General features: G+C 70.0%; 13 protein-coding genes. 9 read left to right on the plus strand and 4 right to left on the minus strand.

Annotation, left to right across the window (positions count from 1 at the left end; translation table 11 throughout):
• The first annotated feature begins 93 nt into the window (after positions 1–93).
• Both ABZ857_RS22115 and ABZ857_RS22120 read left to right on the plus strand, forming a co-directional pair.
• A complete protein-coding gene (locus tag ABZ857_RS22115) occupies positions 94–2,091 on the plus strand; it encodes a beta-galactosidase (protein ID WP_357045698.1) in 1,998 nt (665 codons plus the stop codon).
• A gap of 68 nt (positions 2,092–2,159) precedes the next feature.
• A complete protein-coding gene (locus tag ABZ857_RS22120) occupies positions 2,160–3,251 on the plus strand; it encodes a glycosyl hydrolase 53 family protein (protein WP_357045700.1) in 1,092 nt (363 codons plus the stop codon).
• A gap of 76 nt (positions 3,252–3,327) precedes the next feature.
• Here ABZ857_RS22120 and ABZ857_RS22125 read toward each other — a convergent pair whose 3' ends face one another.
• From ABZ857_RS22125 to ABZ857_RS22135, 3 genes are all read right to left on the minus strand, one after another.
• Positions 3,328–3,567: a hypothetical protein gene (locus ABZ857_RS22125; RefSeq protein ID WP_357045702.1), complete on the minus strand. Its 240-nt coding sequence runs from the start codon at positions 3,565–3,567 to the stop codon at positions 3,328–3,330.
• A 4-nt stretch (positions 3,568–3,571) separates the two neighbouring features.
• Complete coding sequence (locus ABZ857_RS22130; protein WP_357045704.1) at positions 3,572–4,447, minus strand: hypothetical protein; 876 nt, start codon at positions 4,445–4,447, stop codon at positions 3,572–3,574.
• Between the two features lie 89 nt (positions 4,448–4,536).
• Positions 4,537–4,773, minus strand: a complete 237-nt coding sequence (locus tag ABZ857_RS22135; protein WP_357045706.1) for a hypothetical protein — start codon at positions 4,771–4,773, stop codon at positions 4,537–4,539.
• Between the two features lie 176 nt (positions 4,774–4,949).
• Between ABZ857_RS22135 and ABZ857_RS22140 the strand changes: the two genes are divergently transcribed.
• The 5 genes from ABZ857_RS22140 to ABZ857_RS22160 all read left to right on the plus strand — a co-directional run bounded on the left by ABZ857_RS22140 (position 4,950) and on the right by ABZ857_RS22160 (position 13,513).
• Positions 4,950–7,214, plus strand: coding sequence for a TIM-barrel domain-containing protein (locus ABZ857_RS22140; protein ID WP_357045708.1), 2,265 nt, complete (start codon positions 4,950–4,952; stop codon positions 7,212–7,214).
• Between the two features lie 23 nt (positions 7,215–7,237).
• The gene (locus ABZ857_RS22145) at positions 7,238–8,557 is read left to right on the plus strand and encodes a sugar ABC transporter substrate-binding protein (RefSeq protein ID WP_357045710.1); all 1,320 of its coding nucleotides are present in this window, start codon (positions 7,238–7,240) and stop codon (positions 8,555–8,557) included.
• Positions 8,558–8,799: 242 nt separating this feature from the next.
• Positions 8,800–9,705, plus strand: a complete 906-nt coding sequence (locus ABZ857_RS22150; protein WP_357045712.1) for a sugar ABC transporter permease — start codon at positions 8,800–8,802, stop codon at positions 9,703–9,705.
• The gene (locus ABZ857_RS22155; protein WP_357045714.1) at positions 9,702–10,541 is read left to right on the plus strand and encodes a carbohydrate ABC transporter permease; all 840 of its coding nucleotides are present in this window, start codon (positions 9,702–9,704) and stop codon (positions 10,539–10,541) included. Before ABZ857_RS22150 ends, ABZ857_RS22155 begins: the two co-directional genes overlap by 4 nt.
• Positions 10,542–10,582: 41 nt before the next feature.
• On the plus strand, positions 10,583–13,513 hold the full coding sequence (locus tag ABZ857_RS22160) for a glycoside hydrolase family 3 C-terminal domain-containing protein (protein WP_357045716.1): 2,931 nt from the start codon (positions 10,583–10,585) through the stop codon (positions 13,511–13,513).
• 342 nt (positions 13,514–13,855) lie between these two features.
• Here ABZ857_RS22160 and ABZ857_RS22165 read toward each other — a convergent pair whose 3' ends face one another.
• Positions 13,856–14,230: a hypothetical protein gene (locus ABZ857_RS22165; RefSeq protein WP_357045718.1), complete on the minus strand. Its 375-nt coding sequence runs from the start codon at positions 14,228–14,230 to the stop codon at positions 13,856–13,858.
• Between the two features lie 183 nt (positions 14,231–14,413).
• Between ABZ857_RS22165 and ABZ857_RS22170 the strand changes: the two genes are divergently transcribed.
• Positions 14,414–15,928, plus strand: coding sequence for a serine/threonine-protein kinase (locus ABZ857_RS22170; protein ID WP_357045720.1), 1,515 nt, complete (start codon positions 14,414–14,416; stop codon positions 15,926–15,928).
• A gap of 2 nt (positions 15,929–15,930) precedes the next feature.
• A complete protein-coding gene (locus tag ABZ857_RS22175) occupies positions 15,931–17,313 on the plus strand; it encodes a serine/threonine-protein kinase (RefSeq protein ID WP_357045722.1) in 1,383 nt (460 codons plus the stop codon).
• Positions 17,314–17,709: the final 396 nt, after the last annotated feature.

Genomic DNA, 17,709 nt, shown 5'->3' on the forward strand with positions numbered 1-17,709 from the left:
CCCTGGCTGATCAGCCTGAATCGCTCGCACCTTCTCGGCGAGACGGTTGTGCGCTACTGTGCACGTTCACAGAAGCAGAATCGAGGGGGAGACGTGCCCGGATATCCCGTCCTGCCCGAGGGCCTCGCTTACGGCGGGGACTACAACCCCGAGCAGTGGCCGGAGGAGGTGTGGCGGGAGGACGTCCGCCTGATGCGGGAGGCCGGGGTGAACCTGGTAACCGTCGGGGTCTTCAACTGGGGACTGATCGAGCCGCGGGAGGGCGAGTACGACTTCTCCCGGCTCGACCGGATCCTCGACCTGCTCCACTCGGCCGGGGTGTACGCCGACCTCGCCACCCCCACCTCCTCGCCGCCCACGTGGTTCCGCCGCCGCCACCCCGGCAGCCGCCTCGTGGACAGGGAGGGCCACGTGCTCGGCGGAGGCTCCCGGCACAGCTTCTGCCCCAGCTCACCCGACTACGCCGCGGCGTCCGAGCGGATCGTCGCGGCCCTCGCCGCGCGGTACGCCGGCCACCCCGCCCTGGCCATGTGGCACGTGCACAACGAGTACGGCTGGGCCAACGCGCACTGCTACTGCCCGACGTCGGCCGAGGCGTTCCGCGCCTGGCTCCGGGACAGGTACGGAGACGTGGGCGCGCTCAACGCCGCCTGGGGCACCACCTTCTGGGGGCTGACCTACGGCTCGTTCGAGGAGGTCGAGCCGCCCGTCACCGCGCCGGTCGGCCTGCTCACCGGGCTCCAGCTCGACTTCATGCGGTTCTCGGTCGACGCGCACATCGCCTGCTTCCGCAGAGAGCGCGAGACGATTCGCCGGTTCAGCGACCTGCCCGTCACGACCAACTTCATGATCCCCAACTGCAAGCCCATGGACTACTGGCGCTGGGCGGCGGAGGTCGACGTGGTGGCCAACGACCACTACCTCGACTCGGGCCGGGCCGATCCGCACATCGAACTCGCCATGGCCGCCGACCTGACCCGGTCGGTGGCCGGAGGCCGCCCCTGGATGCTGATGGAGCACTCGACGGGCGCGGTCAACTGGCAGCCGCGCAACCTCGCCAAGCGGCCGGGGGAGATGCGCCGCAACACCCTCGCCCACGTGGCGCGCGGCTCGGACTCGGCGATGTTCTTCCAGTGGCGCGCCTCCCGCTACGGGGCGGAGAAGTTTCACTCCGCGATGGTGCCGCACGCCGGGACCGACTCCCGGATCTGGCGCGACGTGGTCGCGCTCGGCGCCGACCTCGGCAGGCTCGCCGGGGTCAGGGGCGCGCGGGTGGCGGCCGAGGTCGCCGTGGTGTGGGACTGGGAGTCCTACTGGGCGCTCGAATTCGAGTGGCGGCCCTCGTCCGACCTGCGCTTCCGGGAACGGATCGAGGCCTACTACGAGGCGCTGTGGCGTGAGCACGTCACCGTCGACTTCGTCCACCCGTCGGCCGACCTGTCGCCGTACCGGCTGGTCGTCGCGCCCAGCTCCTACCTGCTCGGCGAGGAGCCGGCGAAGAACCTGCACCGCTACGTGGAGGCGGGCGGGCACCTGCTCGTGTCGTACTTCTCCGGCATCGTGGACGAGAACGACACCATCCACCCGGGGCCGCACCCGGGGGCGCTGCGCGAGGTGCTCGGCGTGGCCGTCGAGGAGTTCCACCCGCTCCGCGAGCACGAGGCCGTGACGTTGCGGCCGTCTTCGCTGACCGGCCGGATCTGGTCCGAACGCGTACGGCTCGCGGGGGCGCGGGCCGTGCACGAGTTCGCCGACGGGCCCGACGCCGGGCACCCCGCCGTCACCCGGCACGACCTGGGCGCGGGCACCGCGTGGTATGTGTCCACCGCCCTGGACGCCGAATCCGGCCTGCGCGGGCTCGTCGCCCGGGTCCTCGACCACGCGGACGTGTCCCGGCCGCGCGGGCTGCCCGACACGCTGGAACTCGTACGGCGGGGCGATCACCTGTTCCTCATCAACCACGCCGACGAGCCGGCGACCGTGACCGGGGTGACCGGCACGGGAGTGCTCGACGGCGCCGCCTACGACGGTTCGGCGACGGTGCCCGCCGGAGGCGTCGTGGTCGTCCGCACCCAAGCTCCTTCGCCGTGACGACCTGACCGCGTTCGCGGCGGAGGATTCGGGGGTGTCCGTCCATTCCTCTCCTGACCGGAGGACCCATGAAGAAGATCCTGGCGGCGCTCGTCCTGTGCGCCGCCGCGGTGCTCCCCGCCGCACAACCGGCGCACGCCGCCACCACACTGACCATGCTCGGAGCCGACGTCTCCTCCGTGCAGCGCTCCCTCGACCTGGGCGCGAAGTACTACGACGCGAGCGGCAACCAGAAGGATCCGCTGGACATCCTCAAGGGCATCGGCGTCAACTACGTCCGGCTGCGGATCTGGAACAACCCCGTCAGCGGCTACAACAACAAGGCCAAGGTCCTGCAGTACGCCAAGACGGTGAAGGCCAAGGGCCTGAAGCTGCTGGTCGACTTCCACTACTCGGACACCTGGGCCGATCCCGGCAAGCAGTACAAGCCCGCCGCCTGGGCGAGCCACGGCATCAGCCAGCTCCAGACCGACGTCTACAACTACACGTACGACGTGTGCTCGAGCCTCAAGGCGCAGGGCACGACACCGGACAGCGTGCAGATCGGCAACGAGATCAACGTCGGCATGCTGTGGAACGACGGCAAGGTCGTCAACAACGACTTCACGAACCTGAGCCTGCTGCTCAAGGCCGGCTACAACGCGACCAAGGCGTGCAACTCCGGCACGCAGGTGATCATCCACACGGCTGACGCGGACAGCGACGCAAACGCCCGCTGGTTCTACGACGGCATCAGGGCCAAGGGCGTGGCCTGGGACATCACCGGACTGTCGTACTACTGCATGTGGCACGGCACGCTGTCCAACCTGTACAACGTGATCTCGGACGTGCGGTCCCGCTACGGCAAGCCGGTCGTCGTCGCCGAGACGGCCTACCCGTTCACTCCCGACAACGCCGACGGGGAGGGCAACTCGGTGACGTCTGGCTGCTCGGGGTACGGCCTCACCTGGCAGGGACAGGGGGCCGAGTTCACGGCGGTGCAGAACACGGCCCGCAACGCCGGCGCCATCGGCGTCTTCTACTGGGAGCCGACCTGGTACGCGGTGCCCGGCAACGGCTGGGACCCGGCGAACATCAACGGCACCGGCGACCAGTGGGACAACATGGCGATCTTCAACTGGACCGGCCACCTCAACCCGAACGTGAAGTGGACCCCGTGACGAACTGACACCGATCCGGGCCGCCCCGCGTGACTTCTTCGGGGCGGCCCGCCCCGGCACACGGGCACGGCCGCCTTCAATCGAACAGCTCGTCGGCCGATCTGACCTTGGGGGCGCTGCGCAGCCAGGCGCCCAGTTGGTCGAGGCTCTCGCATCGGCTGAGCCGTTTCCTCGCGTTGTCGGAGATCTCCACGCCACGCATCTCCAGCACGCTGACGATCCCCGCGATCAGCGTTGCCTTCGCCATCCCCAGGGCGCGGCCCGCCTCGATCCAGTGAGGGAAATATTTCTCCCCCAGATAGTCGAAGTCTCGCATGGTCTTACTCGTCGAACAGCTCGTCGACCGAGGTGACGGTGACGGCCCTGCGGACCCAGGTCTTCAGCTGGTTCAGGTCGTTGCATCGGCGGATGCGCTCACGCGTGTCGTCGGAGACCTCCAGGCCGCGCACATCCAGGACGTTGAAGATCGCGTCGATCTCGCCTCTGATCTCCCCCACGGCCTCGCCCTTGGCCACCCAGTGCGAGAAGTACTTCTTCCCGAGGTAGTCGAAGTCCTGAATGGTGGTCACCATCTCCTCCAGACGCTTGACTGTCACAGCGGGTAGCGAACTGATCACGTAGTTCAAATATACTCTGGCCCGATCCTGATCCAGTGTCGCGAGCCCAGCCAGCATCGCCTCCAGCACCGGCTCGTCGTCGGCCTCGTCGGGATGCGCCACGGTCGAGAGCACTGCGAGTTCCGGGCAGGCGCGGGCCTGGTCGGGGTCGGTGATCAGGGGCATGCGGCTGGGGTCGATCGCCAGCGGCGTGATGGCGCCGTTCGGGCCCAGCCGGATCGCCCTCTCGCACCAGCGGGCCATCGACCGATTCGGGCAGATGACCAGCAGTGCGGTGTCGCACCTGTGCTGAGATCGCAACGTCGTGACGTAGACCGGCCAGCTGAACCGCTTGCCGGAATCTCTGCGGAGTTGCACCTCCACGATGACGGCCATCAGCGCCGTTCCGGTCTCGTTTCGGAGCACCACGACCGAATCGGCCCGGAACTCGATCGGCGTCTGGGTGTAGTCGACCGTCTCCACGCGGGCGGCGGCGTGCGGCGGGATGTCGGCCCCCGGCACGCGACGCAGCAGTTCCAGTGCGGTCTCCGGCCGGTTGCGGATGAGTTCGAGAGGCATCTCGTGATCAATACCGGGCATGGCCGAGACACTACTGATCGTTGTCAGTAGATTACGGTGAGTTCGCGAAAGTGACGGTGATTGGCGGCCATTAAGGGGCGCGGAACGGCTCAGGGCTCGGGGACGGCTTCCCATTCGCGGCAGGGGCTGAGCGCGTGATGCTGGTAGATGACGCCCACGGCGGGGCGGGACCAGCCGAGTGCGACGGTGTCGCTCTCCGTGTGCGGCACCGGCTCGCCGAGGTCGGCGGCGGTGACGGGCTGGCCGCCCGGCCCGCAGACGCACTCCGGGCTGCCCTCGTGGTCGATCACGTCGTCGAGCGGCATCACGTGTACGAACCTGTCCATGTCACCTGCCTTGACTGGGGATTGCGGTCACATTACCCCAAGTAGGAACAAACGGGAATAACTTGGACAAATCCGGAGCGGCTCCTACCCATTGACCTTTGTTGGGATGGACGGCAAACTAACTCCACAATCGCCGGATGAGCCGATGGAGTGCCGCAATGCCGTACCGTCCCCCCTTGATCGCGCGCGAGTTCTTCGTGGCGGATCCTCCCGAGCTTCCGGTGCGCGAGCCGGGTGAGGAGGGCCTGTCCGCGCTGACCAGCGCGGAGGTGGTGGCCTCCGACGGCCGGGGCGTGACGCTCAAGGGCTCCACCTCGGCGGGGGAGACGCTCGTCGTGCGGATCACGGTCGCGGGCGAGGGGGTGATCCGGGTGCGCCTGTCGGAGGACCCCGACGCGCGCACCCGATCCGCCCGCGCGATCTCGATGGTCACCCCCGGTGAGTACGGCGACGCCGTGGTGGAGGCGAGCCACTGCCGGGTGGTGGTCGACGCCGGGTCGCTGCGGGCGGAGGTGCGGCTGAACCCCTGGAACCTGCGCTTCACCGACCGGGCCGGCCGGACGCTGCTGGAGCAGGACCCGGGCCACCCCGACATCAGCGGCCGGCTGCGCACGCTGCCGTTCGGCCGCTCCACGGTGGACGGCGCCCCCGTCGCCTACCATGACACGTTCGTGGCCCCGGCCGACGAGGCCTTCGGCGGCTTCGGCGAGTCGTTCACGCCGCTCGACAAGCGCGGCCAGCGCCCGCTCATGTGGAACTTCGACGCGTTCGGCGCCGAGTCGCAGCGCGCGTACAAGAACGTGCCCTTCTACCTGTCCAGCAGGGGGTACGGCATCTGCGTCGACAGCGGGACGCCGGTCGAGTTCGACATGTGCCAGTCCACCCACAGCGCGGTGCAGATCATCGTGCCCGACGACCTCATCGACTACTACGTGATCGCGGGGCCGACCCCCGCCGAGATCCTCGACCGGTTCGACGGGCTGACCTCCCGGCCGACGCTGCCCCCGAAGTGGTCGTTCGGCACCTGGATCTCCTCGGGCTTCTTCAGGGACAGCCAGGAGCGCGTGCTGGAGCGCGCCAGGAAGATCAGGGAGCGCGGCATCCCCTGCGACGTGCTCCACCTCGACTGCTACTGGCAGGCGGACGGGCACTGGTCCGACCTCCAGTGGGACCCCGAGACGTTCCCCGACCCGGCGGGCATGCTCGCCACGCTCAAGGAGCAGGGCTTCAAGGTCTGCCTCTGGATGAACTCCTACATCTCCCACCTCAGCCCGGCCTTCGCCGAGGCGGCGGAGAAGGGCTACTTCCTCAAGCGGCCCGACGGCGAGACGTACGTCGCCGACACCTGGCACGGCTCCTACCCGGCCTGCGGCATCGTCGACTTCACCAACCCGGAGGCGGTGGAGTGGTTCAAGGGCCTGCTGCGCGACCGCCTGCGCGAGGGCGTGGCGGCGTTCAAGACCGACTTCGCCGAGGGGGTCCCGGCCGACGCCGTGGCCTTCAACGGCATGACCGGCACCGAGCTGCACAACGTCTACACGCTGCTGTTCAACGACGTCGTCGCGGAGGTCACCCGCGAGGTCAACGGGCACACCCTGGTCTGGGCCCGCTCGTCCTACCTCGGCGGCCAGCGCCACTCGGCCCAGTGGAGCGGCGACGTCGACACCACCTACTCCGCGATGGGCAGCACGATCAGGGGCGGGCTGTCGCACGGCCTGTCCGGCATCCCCTTCTGGAGCCACGACGCGGGCGGCTTCACCGGCACGCCGAGCCCGGACCTCTACATCCGCTGGTCGCAGTTCGCCGCGCTGTCCCCGCTCGTGCGGTTCCACGGCACGACCACCCGGGAGCCCTGGGAGTTCCCCCCGCACGCCGAGCAGGCCGCCGTCGAGGCTCTGCGGCTGCGCTACCGGCTCATGCCGTACATCTACTCGGCGGCCGTCACCGCGGCGGAGACGGGCGCGCCCATGCTGCGCGCGCTGTGCGTCGACTACCCGGACGACCCGGTGGCCTGGCAGGCGGACCTGGAGTACCTTCTCGGCACCGACCTGCTCGTCGCCCCGATGACCTCCGCCGACGGCACCCGGAAGGTCTACCTGCCCTCGGGGGTGTGGGTGGACTACTGGACGGGTGAGGCCGTCGACGGCGGGCGTTACGTCACGGTGTCGCCGCCGCTCGACCGGATCCCCCTGTTCGTACGGCACGGCTCGCTGATCCCGGTCACCGAGCCGGGCGACACGGTGGCCGACGACCCCCGGGTCTCGCTGCTCGCCTTCGGCCTGCCGGAGCGCGAGAGCCGTACGACGATCAGGGACCTGGACGGGGACACGACGGTCACGGCGGTGCGGGACGGCGACACGCTGGTCGTCACCGCCGAGGGCCCCAAGCAGATCGACGGCGTCGAGTTCGTCGGCCCCGGCGCCCCGGTCGTCATCAACTAGACAAAACCCCCTGGAGAAAGACCATGTTGAGAGTAGGCAGGAGCGCGGCGGTGGCGGCGCTGGCCGCGGCCGCGCTCGCGCTCAGCGCGTGCGGCGGATCCTCCGATAAATCCGAGGGCGGCAACGGCGGCGGCTCCGCCGAGGGCAAGACCCTCACCCTCTGGCACTACGAGACCGGCAACAGCGCCATGGGCACCGCCTGGGCCCAGGCGATGAAGGAGTTCGAGGCGAGCCACCCCGGCGTCAAGGTGAAGTTCGAGGAGAAGGGCTTCGAGCAGATCCAGAAGACGGCGTCCATGGTCCTCAACTCCGACGAGGCCCCCGACATCATGGAGTACAACAAGGGCAACGCGACGGCCGGCCAGCTGTCCAAGCAGGGCCTGCTCACCGACCTGACCGAGCAGGCGACCAAGCGCGGCTGGGACAAGCTGCTCAGCCCGTCGCTGCAGACCACCGCGAAGTATGACGAGCGGGGCATCATGGGCTCGGGCAAGTGGTTCGGCGTGCCGAACTACGGCGAGTACGTGATGGTCTACTACAACAAGGACATGTTCGATAAGGCGGGCGTCAAGGTGCCCACCACGTTCGACGAGTTCACCGCCGCGCTCGACGCGTTCGCGAAGAAGGGCACCACCCCGATCGCGATGGCGGGCGCCGAGTACCCCGCCCAGCAGCTCTTCTATCTGCTGGCGCTGAACAAGGCCAACCGCGCCTGGATCGACTCCTTCGAGCTCTACAAGGGCAAGGTCGACTTCCACGGCCCCGAGTTCACCTACGCGGCCCAGACCTTCTCCGACTGGGTGAAGAAGGGCTACGTCAGCAAGGACTCGGCCGGCATGAAGGCCGAGGACATGGGCGTGGCGTTCATCGGCGGCAAGTTCCCGATCATGGTGTCGGGCAGCTGGTGGTTCGGCCGCATGCAGGAGGAGATCAAGGACTTCAAGTGGGGCTCGTTCCTGTGGCCCGGCCAGTTCGCCCCCGGCTCCAGCGGCAACCTCTGGGTCGTGCCCGAGAAGTCCAAGAACAAGGACCTCGCCTACGACTTCATCGACATCACAATGAAGAAGGAGATCCAGAACCTGCTCGGCAACTCGGGCGGCGTCCCGGTCGCGGCCGACCCGTCGGCGATCACCGACGCGCAGAACAAGGAGCTGATCGAGAACTTCAACAAGCTCTCGACGCAGGACGGCCTGGCCTTCTACCCTGACTGGCCGGCGCCCGGCTACTACGACGTGCTCGTCGCCGGCATCCAGGAGCTGATCAACGGCAGCAAGAAGCCCGAAGAGGTCCTGGACGAGATCGCCCAGCCGTACAACGACAACCTGGCCGACATCGGCAACTAGGGTCGCGGCGGGTCCCGCAATCACGGGGGACCCGCTTCTCCCTCCGACCCCGGCGGCGGGGCTGCCCGAACGGTCTTCGCCGCCGGACCCCTTCCTTTTGGAAAGGTCTGCACGTGACTCCTCCGTCCCCTGAAGAGGACGGCTTCTCGCTAGCCCCGACTGCGGCAACCGGAGTAGGCGACGGCCAAGCCCTGACCGATGCCCCTTACGGGCATGCGGCAGGGAGGCGATCCTTCCGCCGGGTGAATTCCGCGCCCGGCGCGGGCGCGGCCCGCCCGCGCGGGAGGGGCGGCTACTGGCTCTACCTGGTTCCGAGCCTGGTGCTGTTCCTCGCGATCATCGTCGTCCCGTTCCTGATGAACGTGGCGACGAGCTTCACCCGCTGGTCCGGCGTCGGCACCCCCACCTGGATCGGGCTCGACAACTACACGAAGCTGTTCAAGGACGAGCGTTTCTGGGCGTCCTTCCAGCACAACGTCGCACTGATCATCGCGATGGCGGTGGTGCCGACGATCATCGGTCTGGTGCTCGCCGCCGCACTGTTCGACTACATCGCCAAGCGGTTCGGCGGGCGTACGGCCTCGGCCCTGCGCGCGGCGTTCTACCTGCCGCAGGTGCTGCCCGTCGCGGTGGCCGGCGTGGTCTGGGGCTGGATGCTCCACCCGTCGTACGGCGCGGTGAACCAGATCTTCGGGCTCAAGGTCAACTGGCTGGGCGACCCCGACATCGCGCTGGCGACGGTCATGGCGATCATGGTGTGGTTCCAGCTCGGCTATCCGGTCGTCATCTTCATGGCCGGGCTCCAGCGGGTCGATCCCTCGCTGTACGAGGCCGCCGAGATCGACGGCGCCTCGTGGTGGCGCAGGTTCTGGCACATCACGATCCCGCAGATCCGGCCGGAGATCTTCGTGGTGCTGCTGACCTGCACGATCGCGGCGCTCAAGGTGTTCGGGCCGATCTTCGTGCTCACCAGGGGAGGACCGGGCTCCGCGACCATGGTGCCGTCGTACTTCTCCTATCTGAACTTCTTCCAGAAGGTCAACGTCGGGTACGGCTCGGCGATCGCGACCGTGCTCGCCCTGATCATCGTCGTGGTGACCTTCCTCTTCCTGCGGGTGCAGGAGCGTGACCAGGAGAGTGACGCGTGAACGCCGATCGCACCTTCCGCCAGCCGGGACGGTGGGCCGTGCTCGCGGCACTGGTCGTGCTCGCGGTCGTGATGCTCTTCCCCTTCGTCATCGTCACGCTCAACGCCTTCAAGTCCCCGGCCGAATACTCCTCCGGCGGCCCGCTGAGCCTTCCTCACGGGCTCTACCTGGACGGGATCGTCGCCTTCTGGGATCGCGTCGACTTCGGCCTGAAGCTGTGGAACAGCCTGCTCATCAGCGGCGTCGTCGCGGTCGCCGCGGTGGTGCTGTCGGTGCTCAACGCGTACGCGCTGGGCATCGGCAAGGTCCGCGGCCGGCTGTGGATCCTCGTGCTGTTCCTGGTCGCCAACACGCTGCCGCAGGAGGCGCTGGTCTACCCGCTCTACTACCTGTCGAAGCAGGTGGACCTGTACGACTCGAAGCTCGCCGTCATCCTGATCTTCACGGTGATCCAGGCGGCCTTCGGGACCTACCTGCTCTCCTCGATGCTCGGGCAGTTTCCCCGGGGCATCCTGGAGGCGGCCGAGCTCGACGGCGCGAGCAGGTGGCGGACGCTGTGGGGCATCGTCGTGCCCATCAGCCGCCCGACCCTCTCGGTGCTGCTCATCTTCTTCTTCATCTGGACGTGGAACGAGTTCTTCCTCCCGATGGTGTTCCTCATCTCCAACGACAACCAGACCGTGCCGGTCGCCCTGGGCGTCCTGCAGGGCGAGAAGATGATGGACGCCACCATGTCCAGCGCGTCCGCGCTGCTCGGCATCATCCCGGCCGTGGCCTTCTTCCTGATCTTCCAGCGCACGCTGACCCGTGGCGTCACGGTCGGCGCCATCAAGTAACACCCCCCAAGTAACGCGTCACTACCTGACCTGGAGGCGCAATGTCCCATCGCCGTTCGGCGATGCTGTCCGCGTCGGCCGCCCTGGCTCTGGCACTGAGCCTGGGTGCCGGCCCCGCGAGGGCGGCCGACGACTATCCGTTCCGGAACCCGTCGCTGCCGCTCGCCCAGCGCATCGACGACCTGCTCGGCCGGCTCACGCTGGACGAGAAGGTGGCGATGCTGCACCAGTACGCCCCCGCGATCGACCGTCTCGGCATCAAGATGTTCAAGACGGGCACCGAGGCGCTGCACGGCGTCGCCTGGTCGACCGACTACACGAACAACGGCGCCGTGGTCACCGCCAAGGGCACCGTCTTCCCCCAGGCGGTCGGCCTGGCCAGCACCTGGGACCCCGCCCTGATCAAGCGGGTCGGCTCCGCCGTCGGCGACGAGGCCCGCGGCTACCACGCCGAGAACCCCACCGTGTGGGGGCTCAACCTCTGGGCGCCCGTGGTCAACCTGCTGCGCGACCCCCGCTGGGGGCGCAACGAGGAGGGCTACTCGGAGGACCCGACGCTGACCGGCGCCATCTCCACCGCGTACGGCTCCGGCCTGCAGGGCGACGACCCCGACCACCTGAAGACGGCGCCCACGCTGAAGCACTACCTGGCCAACAACAACGAGGTCACCCGCGACACCTCGTCGTCGGAGCTGCCGCCGCGGGTGAAGCACGAGTACGACGAGGCGGCCTTCAAGCCGGCCATCGCGGCCGACGCGGCGACCGGCGTGATGGCGTCGTACAACCTCGTCAACGGCCGGCCGAACACGGTCAACCCGGATCTGAACGACGTGGTCCGCTCGTGGACCGGCCGGACGCTGTTCAACGTCACAGACGCCGGCGCGCCGAACAACCTGGTGAACTCCGAGAAGTACTACGCCACCCAGGCCGAGGCCGACGCCGCGCTGATCAAGGCCGGGCTCGACAGCTTCACCGTGGACGACACCAAGGGCGGCCCGACCGTGACGGCCGTCAAGGAGGCGCTGTCGAAGGGGCTGCTCACGCAGGCGGACGTGGACGACGCCGTGCGGCACCAGCTCAGCATCCGCTTCCGGCTCGGCGAGTTCGACCCCGACGGCGGGCCGTACGCGAAGATCACCAAGGACGTGGTCAACAGCCCGGCGCACCAGAAGCTGGCCCGCGAGACCGCGGCCAAGGCGATGGTGCTGCTGAAGAACTCCGGCGGCACGCTGCCGCTGAAGCCCGGCAAGAAGGTCGCCGTGGTCGGCCCGCTGGCCAACGTGCTCTACACCGACTGGTATTCGGGCAGCCTGCCGTACAAGGTGACCCCGCTCGACGGGATCAAGGAGCGGGCGGCGTCGGTGGCCTCCTCCGAGGGCGTCGACCGCATCGCGCTCAAGGACGTCGCCACCGGGAAGTACATCAGCGCTCCCGCGGCCGGCGGCGACCTCAAGGAGAGCGCCACCTCGGCCGGCGCCACCGAGCAGTTCGACGCGTTCGACTGGGGTCAGGGCGTGCTGACGCTGCGCAGCGTGGCCAACGGCAAGTACGTCAGCCGGGCCAACTGGTCCACGCTGGCCAACACCGCCGACCAGCCGTCGGGCTGGTTCGTGCAGGAGCAGTTCACGCTGGAGCCGCAGTCCGACGGCACCTCCCTGCTGCGGTACGCCGGCTACGAGACGGCCTACGACTGGTTCGGGCCGAACAAGTACGTCAAGGCGGCGGCCGACGGCACGCTCAGCCTGACCACGGCCGACCAGGCCACGCACTACGCCAAGGAAGTCGTCTCCAGCGGAGTCGACGACGCCGTCGCCAAGGCCAAGGCCGCCGACGTGGCGGTCGTCGTGGTCGGCAGCATGCCGTTCATCAACGGCCGCGAGGACCACGACCGCACCGACATGAACCTCGCCGAGGGCCAGGAGGCGCTGGTCAAGGCCGTGAAGGCGGCCAACCCGAACACGGTGGTGGTGCTGGAGAACAGCTACCCGACCACGATCAACTGGGAGCAGGACAACGTCCCGGCCATCCTGTGGACCACCCACGCGGGCGCCGAGACCGGGCACGGCCTCGCCGACGTGCTGTACGGCGACGTCAACCCGGCCGGCCGGCTCACGCAGACGTGGTACCGGTCGGCGGACGACCTGCCGGGCATCCTCGACTACGACATCGTCAAGAGCGACCGGACGTACCTGTACTACCAGGGCAAGCCGCTCTACCCGTTCGGGTACGGCCTGTCGTACACGTCGTTCTCCTACCAGGGCCTGAAAGCGGTGCGGAAGGGCGACGCGTACGAGGTCTCGGTGAAGGTGACCAACACCGGCTCCCGGGCCGGCGACGAGGTCGTGCAGCTCTACACCCACCAGCAGCGCTCGCGGGTGGAGCAGCCGGTCAAGCAGCTTCGCGCGTTCCAGCGGGTGACCCTGGCGCCGGGGCAGACCAAGACGGTCGCCTTCAGCGTCAAGAAGAGCGACCTCGCGCTGTGGGACGTCACGCGGAACAAGTGGACCGTCGAGAACGCGACCCACGATGTGCTCGTGGGATCGTCCTCCGCGAACATCCGCCAGCGGGCGACCATCAACGTCACGGGTGAGAACATCCCGCATCGCGACCTGTCGAAGACCACCCGGGCGGTCGACTTCGACGACTACTCGGGCATCCACCTGGTCGACGAGACCAAGGTCCGCGGCGACGCGGTCGCGGGCGCGAACGGCGGCTGGATCGCGTTCAAGGACGTCCACCTCCGCAAGCCCCGCACGGTGACGGCCGGGGTCGCCTCCGCGGGCGGCGGGAGCATCGAGGTGCGCCTCGGCTCGCCGACCGGCGCCAAGGCGGCCACGATCCCGGTCGCCGCGACCGGCGGGATCTACAACTGGGCCACCGCGACCGCTCCCGTGTCCGGCGCGAACGGCGTGAAGGACGTCTACCTGGTCTTCACCGGCGACGTCCGGATCAAGGACCTCGTCCTGAGCTGAGGATCCGCCTGAGGATCCGGCTGCGAACAACGGACGCCCCGCGCGCATGCGCGCGGGGCGTTCCGCAGTTCCGCTTTCGCGGGCTCACGTCGGCGTGACAGCCGGGGGCGGGCTTGTGCTCCGGACCGGTCCTGATGGTGCACATGGCTCCGGGGTGGGTTGTGCTCCGGTTGCCCCGGCCTGATCGGCGCGACGATCGGGGGCGGGCGGGTGCTCCGGCCGGCCGTGACAGTCGCGGTCCGGTGAGCCGTGGGAGCGGCCATCGCGGGCGCGGTGGTACCTGGCACGGTCCTACGCCGGCCTCCGCACCCGCCCACCCCCGAGGCCGGACGCCGGGCGCGTTCACCACCCGATGTTCGTGGTGGGCCGGTGGATCCACGCCTTCTGGCGGGCGTTGCAGAGGCGGGGCCGCCGCTTGCAGAAGTTGCCCTGGGAGTTGCTGGCCCCGCTCACGCTGATCGTGGCCTGCTGCAGGCCGGCTCCGTTCTTCAGACTGCCGAACGCCAGGTAGTTCCTGACGTTCCTGCCCTGGCCCACGTTGATGCTGGACCGGTTGGCGTTGATGTCGCCGCCCTGTTCGCCGCCCGCTCCCCAGCCGTGGGAGATCGGCGCGGTCGTCGCGGCTGCCGGGGACCAGGGGACCGCGGACACCGCGATCGCGAGCACGGCCGCCGCGGTGAGCCCGGCCACGCGGGTGAGCGCTGTATGACACACCATCTCCGCTGGCTCCGCTCCCTCTGACGACGTGGCTGACCGGTGACGAGTGGATACCCCGATCGGCCGTGCCTTTCCCGGCGCACGATGACCCCCGCCATAGCGGTTACCGGTTCTTTGTCGGGCGGTGAGGCCGGTTCCGGGCGCGGCGGGCGCATGGATCACGCTTTCGCTATTCTCCCCGATATGGCCGAATCGCTGGGGGGGACGCTGGCCTCGCGATACCACCTGCTGCGCCCGCTGGGCTCCGGCGGCATGGGCACGGTGTGGCTGGCCAGAGACTCCGTGCTCGACCGCGAGGTGGCGATCAAGGAACTGCGCCTCCCGGACGGCCTCGGCGAGCGCGAGCGGGCCGAACTGATCGCCAGGGTCATGCGCGAGGCCGAGGTCACGGCACGCATCCGGCATCCCGGGATCGTCGCCCTCCACGACGTGCTCCTCCAGGACGGCAGACCGTGGATCGTCATGGAGCTGCTCCACGGTCACGATCTCGCCCGGCAGATCGCCGCGTACGGACCGCTGCCGTACCGGCAGGTGGCGGACCTCGGCGCCCGCCTGCTCGACGCGCTGTCGGCCACGCACGCGCGGGGCGTGCAGCACCGGGACGTCAAGCCGGGCAACGTCTTCCTCTCCGCCGACGGCCGGGTGCTCCTCACCGACTTCGGCATCGCCCGCCCGGCAGACCAGGCGTCGATCACCGAGGCCGGGCTGCTGGTCGGCTCCCCGGGATTCATCGCGCCGGAGCGGCTCGCGGGCGAGCCCGGCGGCCCGGCCGCCGACCTGTGGTCGCTCGCCGCCACCCTCTACACGGCCGTCGAGGGCGTCGCCCCCTACCAGGGCACGCATTCCGAGGTGATCCGGGCGACCCTCACCCAGTCTCCCCGTCCGCCGGCGCTCGCGGGACCGCTCGGCCCGGTGCTCACGTGGATGATGGCGCGCGATCCGGCCGCCCGCCCGGACGCGGCGACCGCGCTCACGCTGCTGCGCCAGGTGGCCGACGGCGTCACTCCGGACCTGGATTCCCGGCGCGGCCTCCGGATCGAGTCGCCGAAGCGCCGTCCGCGATGGTGGTACGCGGCCGGGGCCGTCGCCGTGGTGGGCGTCTCGATCGCGGTGGCGGCGGTCGTGTTCTCCGCCGGGCCAGGCGAACCGTCCCGCGACCCCGTACGCCGGGTCTCGCCCACCTTCGACAGTGCGGTGGACCTGTGCCGGTCGTTGTCGGCCGAGGATGTGCGGCGGATCCTGGGCGCCCCGGCGCAGGCCCGGCAGGGGAAGACGAGCTGCCAGTGGGCCGTGAAGGGCAGCGGCGTCGAGGTGAGCGCCGAGACCGACTCCGACACCCCCGAGCCGTGGGGGCTCGACACGGCCTCAGCGCGCACGCTCATGGAGGGGCTGCGCAGGCAGTACGCGTCGGGGCCGCGCGACGCGAGCTGGCTCTGGTACGAGATCGGCCTCGACCGGAGGACCCAGGCCATCGAGTCGGCAGGACGGGACACGCCGGATGTGGCGGACGAGGCGTTCGCCGTCGACCTCACCACGCCGGAGGGCAGGGCGCAGGCCGCCCTCGTGTACTTCAGGCTGGGCGACCTCGTCGTTCAGCTCCAGTACGCCGATCTCGACGTGAGCTCCCCGGCCGTCCTGCGTGACCGGGCGGTCGCGGCGGCGGCGTCGGCGGCCGAGGGCCTGAAGGGGCTGGCCTGACCATGGACCTGCTCGCCGGACGGTACCGCCTCGCCGAACCGCTCGGCGAGGGCGGCGGCGGCACGGTCTGGCGCGCGCACGACGAGCTGCTGCGCCGGGAGGTGGCGATCAAGCAGATGCGCGTCCCGCCGGACCTGGACCAGCGGCAGCGCGCCGACTTCCTCGGGAGAGCCGTCGAGGAGGCCCGGGCGGCCGGACGGCTCACCAACCCGTCCATCGTGACGATCCACGACGTCGTCGGGCACGCCGGGCAGCCGTGGATCGTCATGGACCTGGTGCCGGGCCGCTCCCTCGACAAGATCATCCGGGAGGACGGGCCGCTCGACTCCGAACGGGTGGCCGAGATCGGGCTCGCCGTGCTCGACGCGCTGGAGGCGGCCCACGCCCGGGGCATCCTGCACCGCGACGTCAAACCGGCCAACGTCCTCATCGGGCCGGACGGCCGCGCCCTGCTCACCGACTTCGGGATCGCCGCGCCGCTCGGCGGCGCCGGGCATTCCTGGCAGAGCTCGGCGGGCTCGCCCAACTACATGGCCCCGGAACGGTTCCGTGACGAGCCGGACGGCCCGCCCTCCGACCTGTGGTCCCTCGGGGCCACGCTCTACACCGCCGTCGAGGGGGAGCCGCCCTTCCAGCGGAGCATGGCCGCCGCGCTCGTCGCCGCCGTCCTGCTCCACGACCCCCGGCCGATGACCCGGGCCTCGCGGGTGCTCGCGTGGATCGTGCTCGCGCTGCTCGACAAGGATCCGGCGCGGCGTCCACCGCCCGAGGTCGTACGGCAGGCTCTGCGGGCCGCCGCCGCGCGGCCCGCCCCCGCTCCCGCCGCCCGGCCCGCCGGAATGTGGCGCTTCGTCGCCGTGGCGGCCCTGGTGATCGTGGTGGGCCTCGCGGCGGGCCTGGGCGCATGGCTTCTCCTGTCGGGGAAACAGGGCGGCTCGGGGCGGTTCGCCGCCGTCCCCGACGCCTGCCGCAGCCTCACCCAGGCGCAGATCCGCGACCTCCTCGGCGCCACGCCGCGTGGGGAACCCGCCGCCGAGGGGCGATGCGAGTGGAAGGAGCACACCACCGGCCACGACGGGACGATCACGGTCGGATACCGATTGCCGGCCAAGGGGGAGGGGGAGGCCGCCGCCTCCCGCGACCTCGCGGCGGAGCGGGCCGCGCGAGGCGCCGCCGCACGCGACCGGCCGGGCATCGCCGACGAGGCCTTCACCTGTGACTCCTCCGACCCCGCCGCCGGGAGCACCGGGGCCACGGTCTGGTTCCGCCTCAGCAATCTCATCGTCGAGGTCGCCTATCGGCGCGCCGGTGACCCCTCGGTCACCCCGGCCGACCGGCGCACGGCCGAGCGCGCCGCCGAACTCGTCGGCATCGGGCTCGGGTGACCTCCCGCACTGCATCTGTAGGAGACCCCATGACCAGCGGTGACGACGCCCCCGTCGAGCCCGGCGCGACGCCTCCCCGGGACGACCGCCTCCAGCAGGGCATGCCGCCGTACCCGCCGCAGGACCGTCCCCACCCGGGAGTTCCGCCCTACCCACCCCCGTACGGCCCGCCGCCCGGACCTCAACCCGGACCTCAGCCCGGGCCCTCGTCCGGAGGCGCGCCGCCCGGACCTCAGCCCGGGCCCCCGTCCGGAGGCCCGCCCGGAGCGCCGGCCGGTCCGCAGCCTCGACCGGGCGTCCACCCTGCTCCCCAGCCGGGCCCGTATCCCGGTCCGCAGGTCGGTCCGCCGCCTTTGCCGGGCGCCTACCCCGCCTCCCCGCCGGGTCCGTATCCCG

This window comes from Microbispora sp. NPDC046933 (genome assembly GCF_040644635.1).
Taxonomy (GTDB): domain Bacteria; phylum Actinomycetota; class Actinomycetes; order Streptosporangiales; family Streptosporangiaceae; genus Microbispora.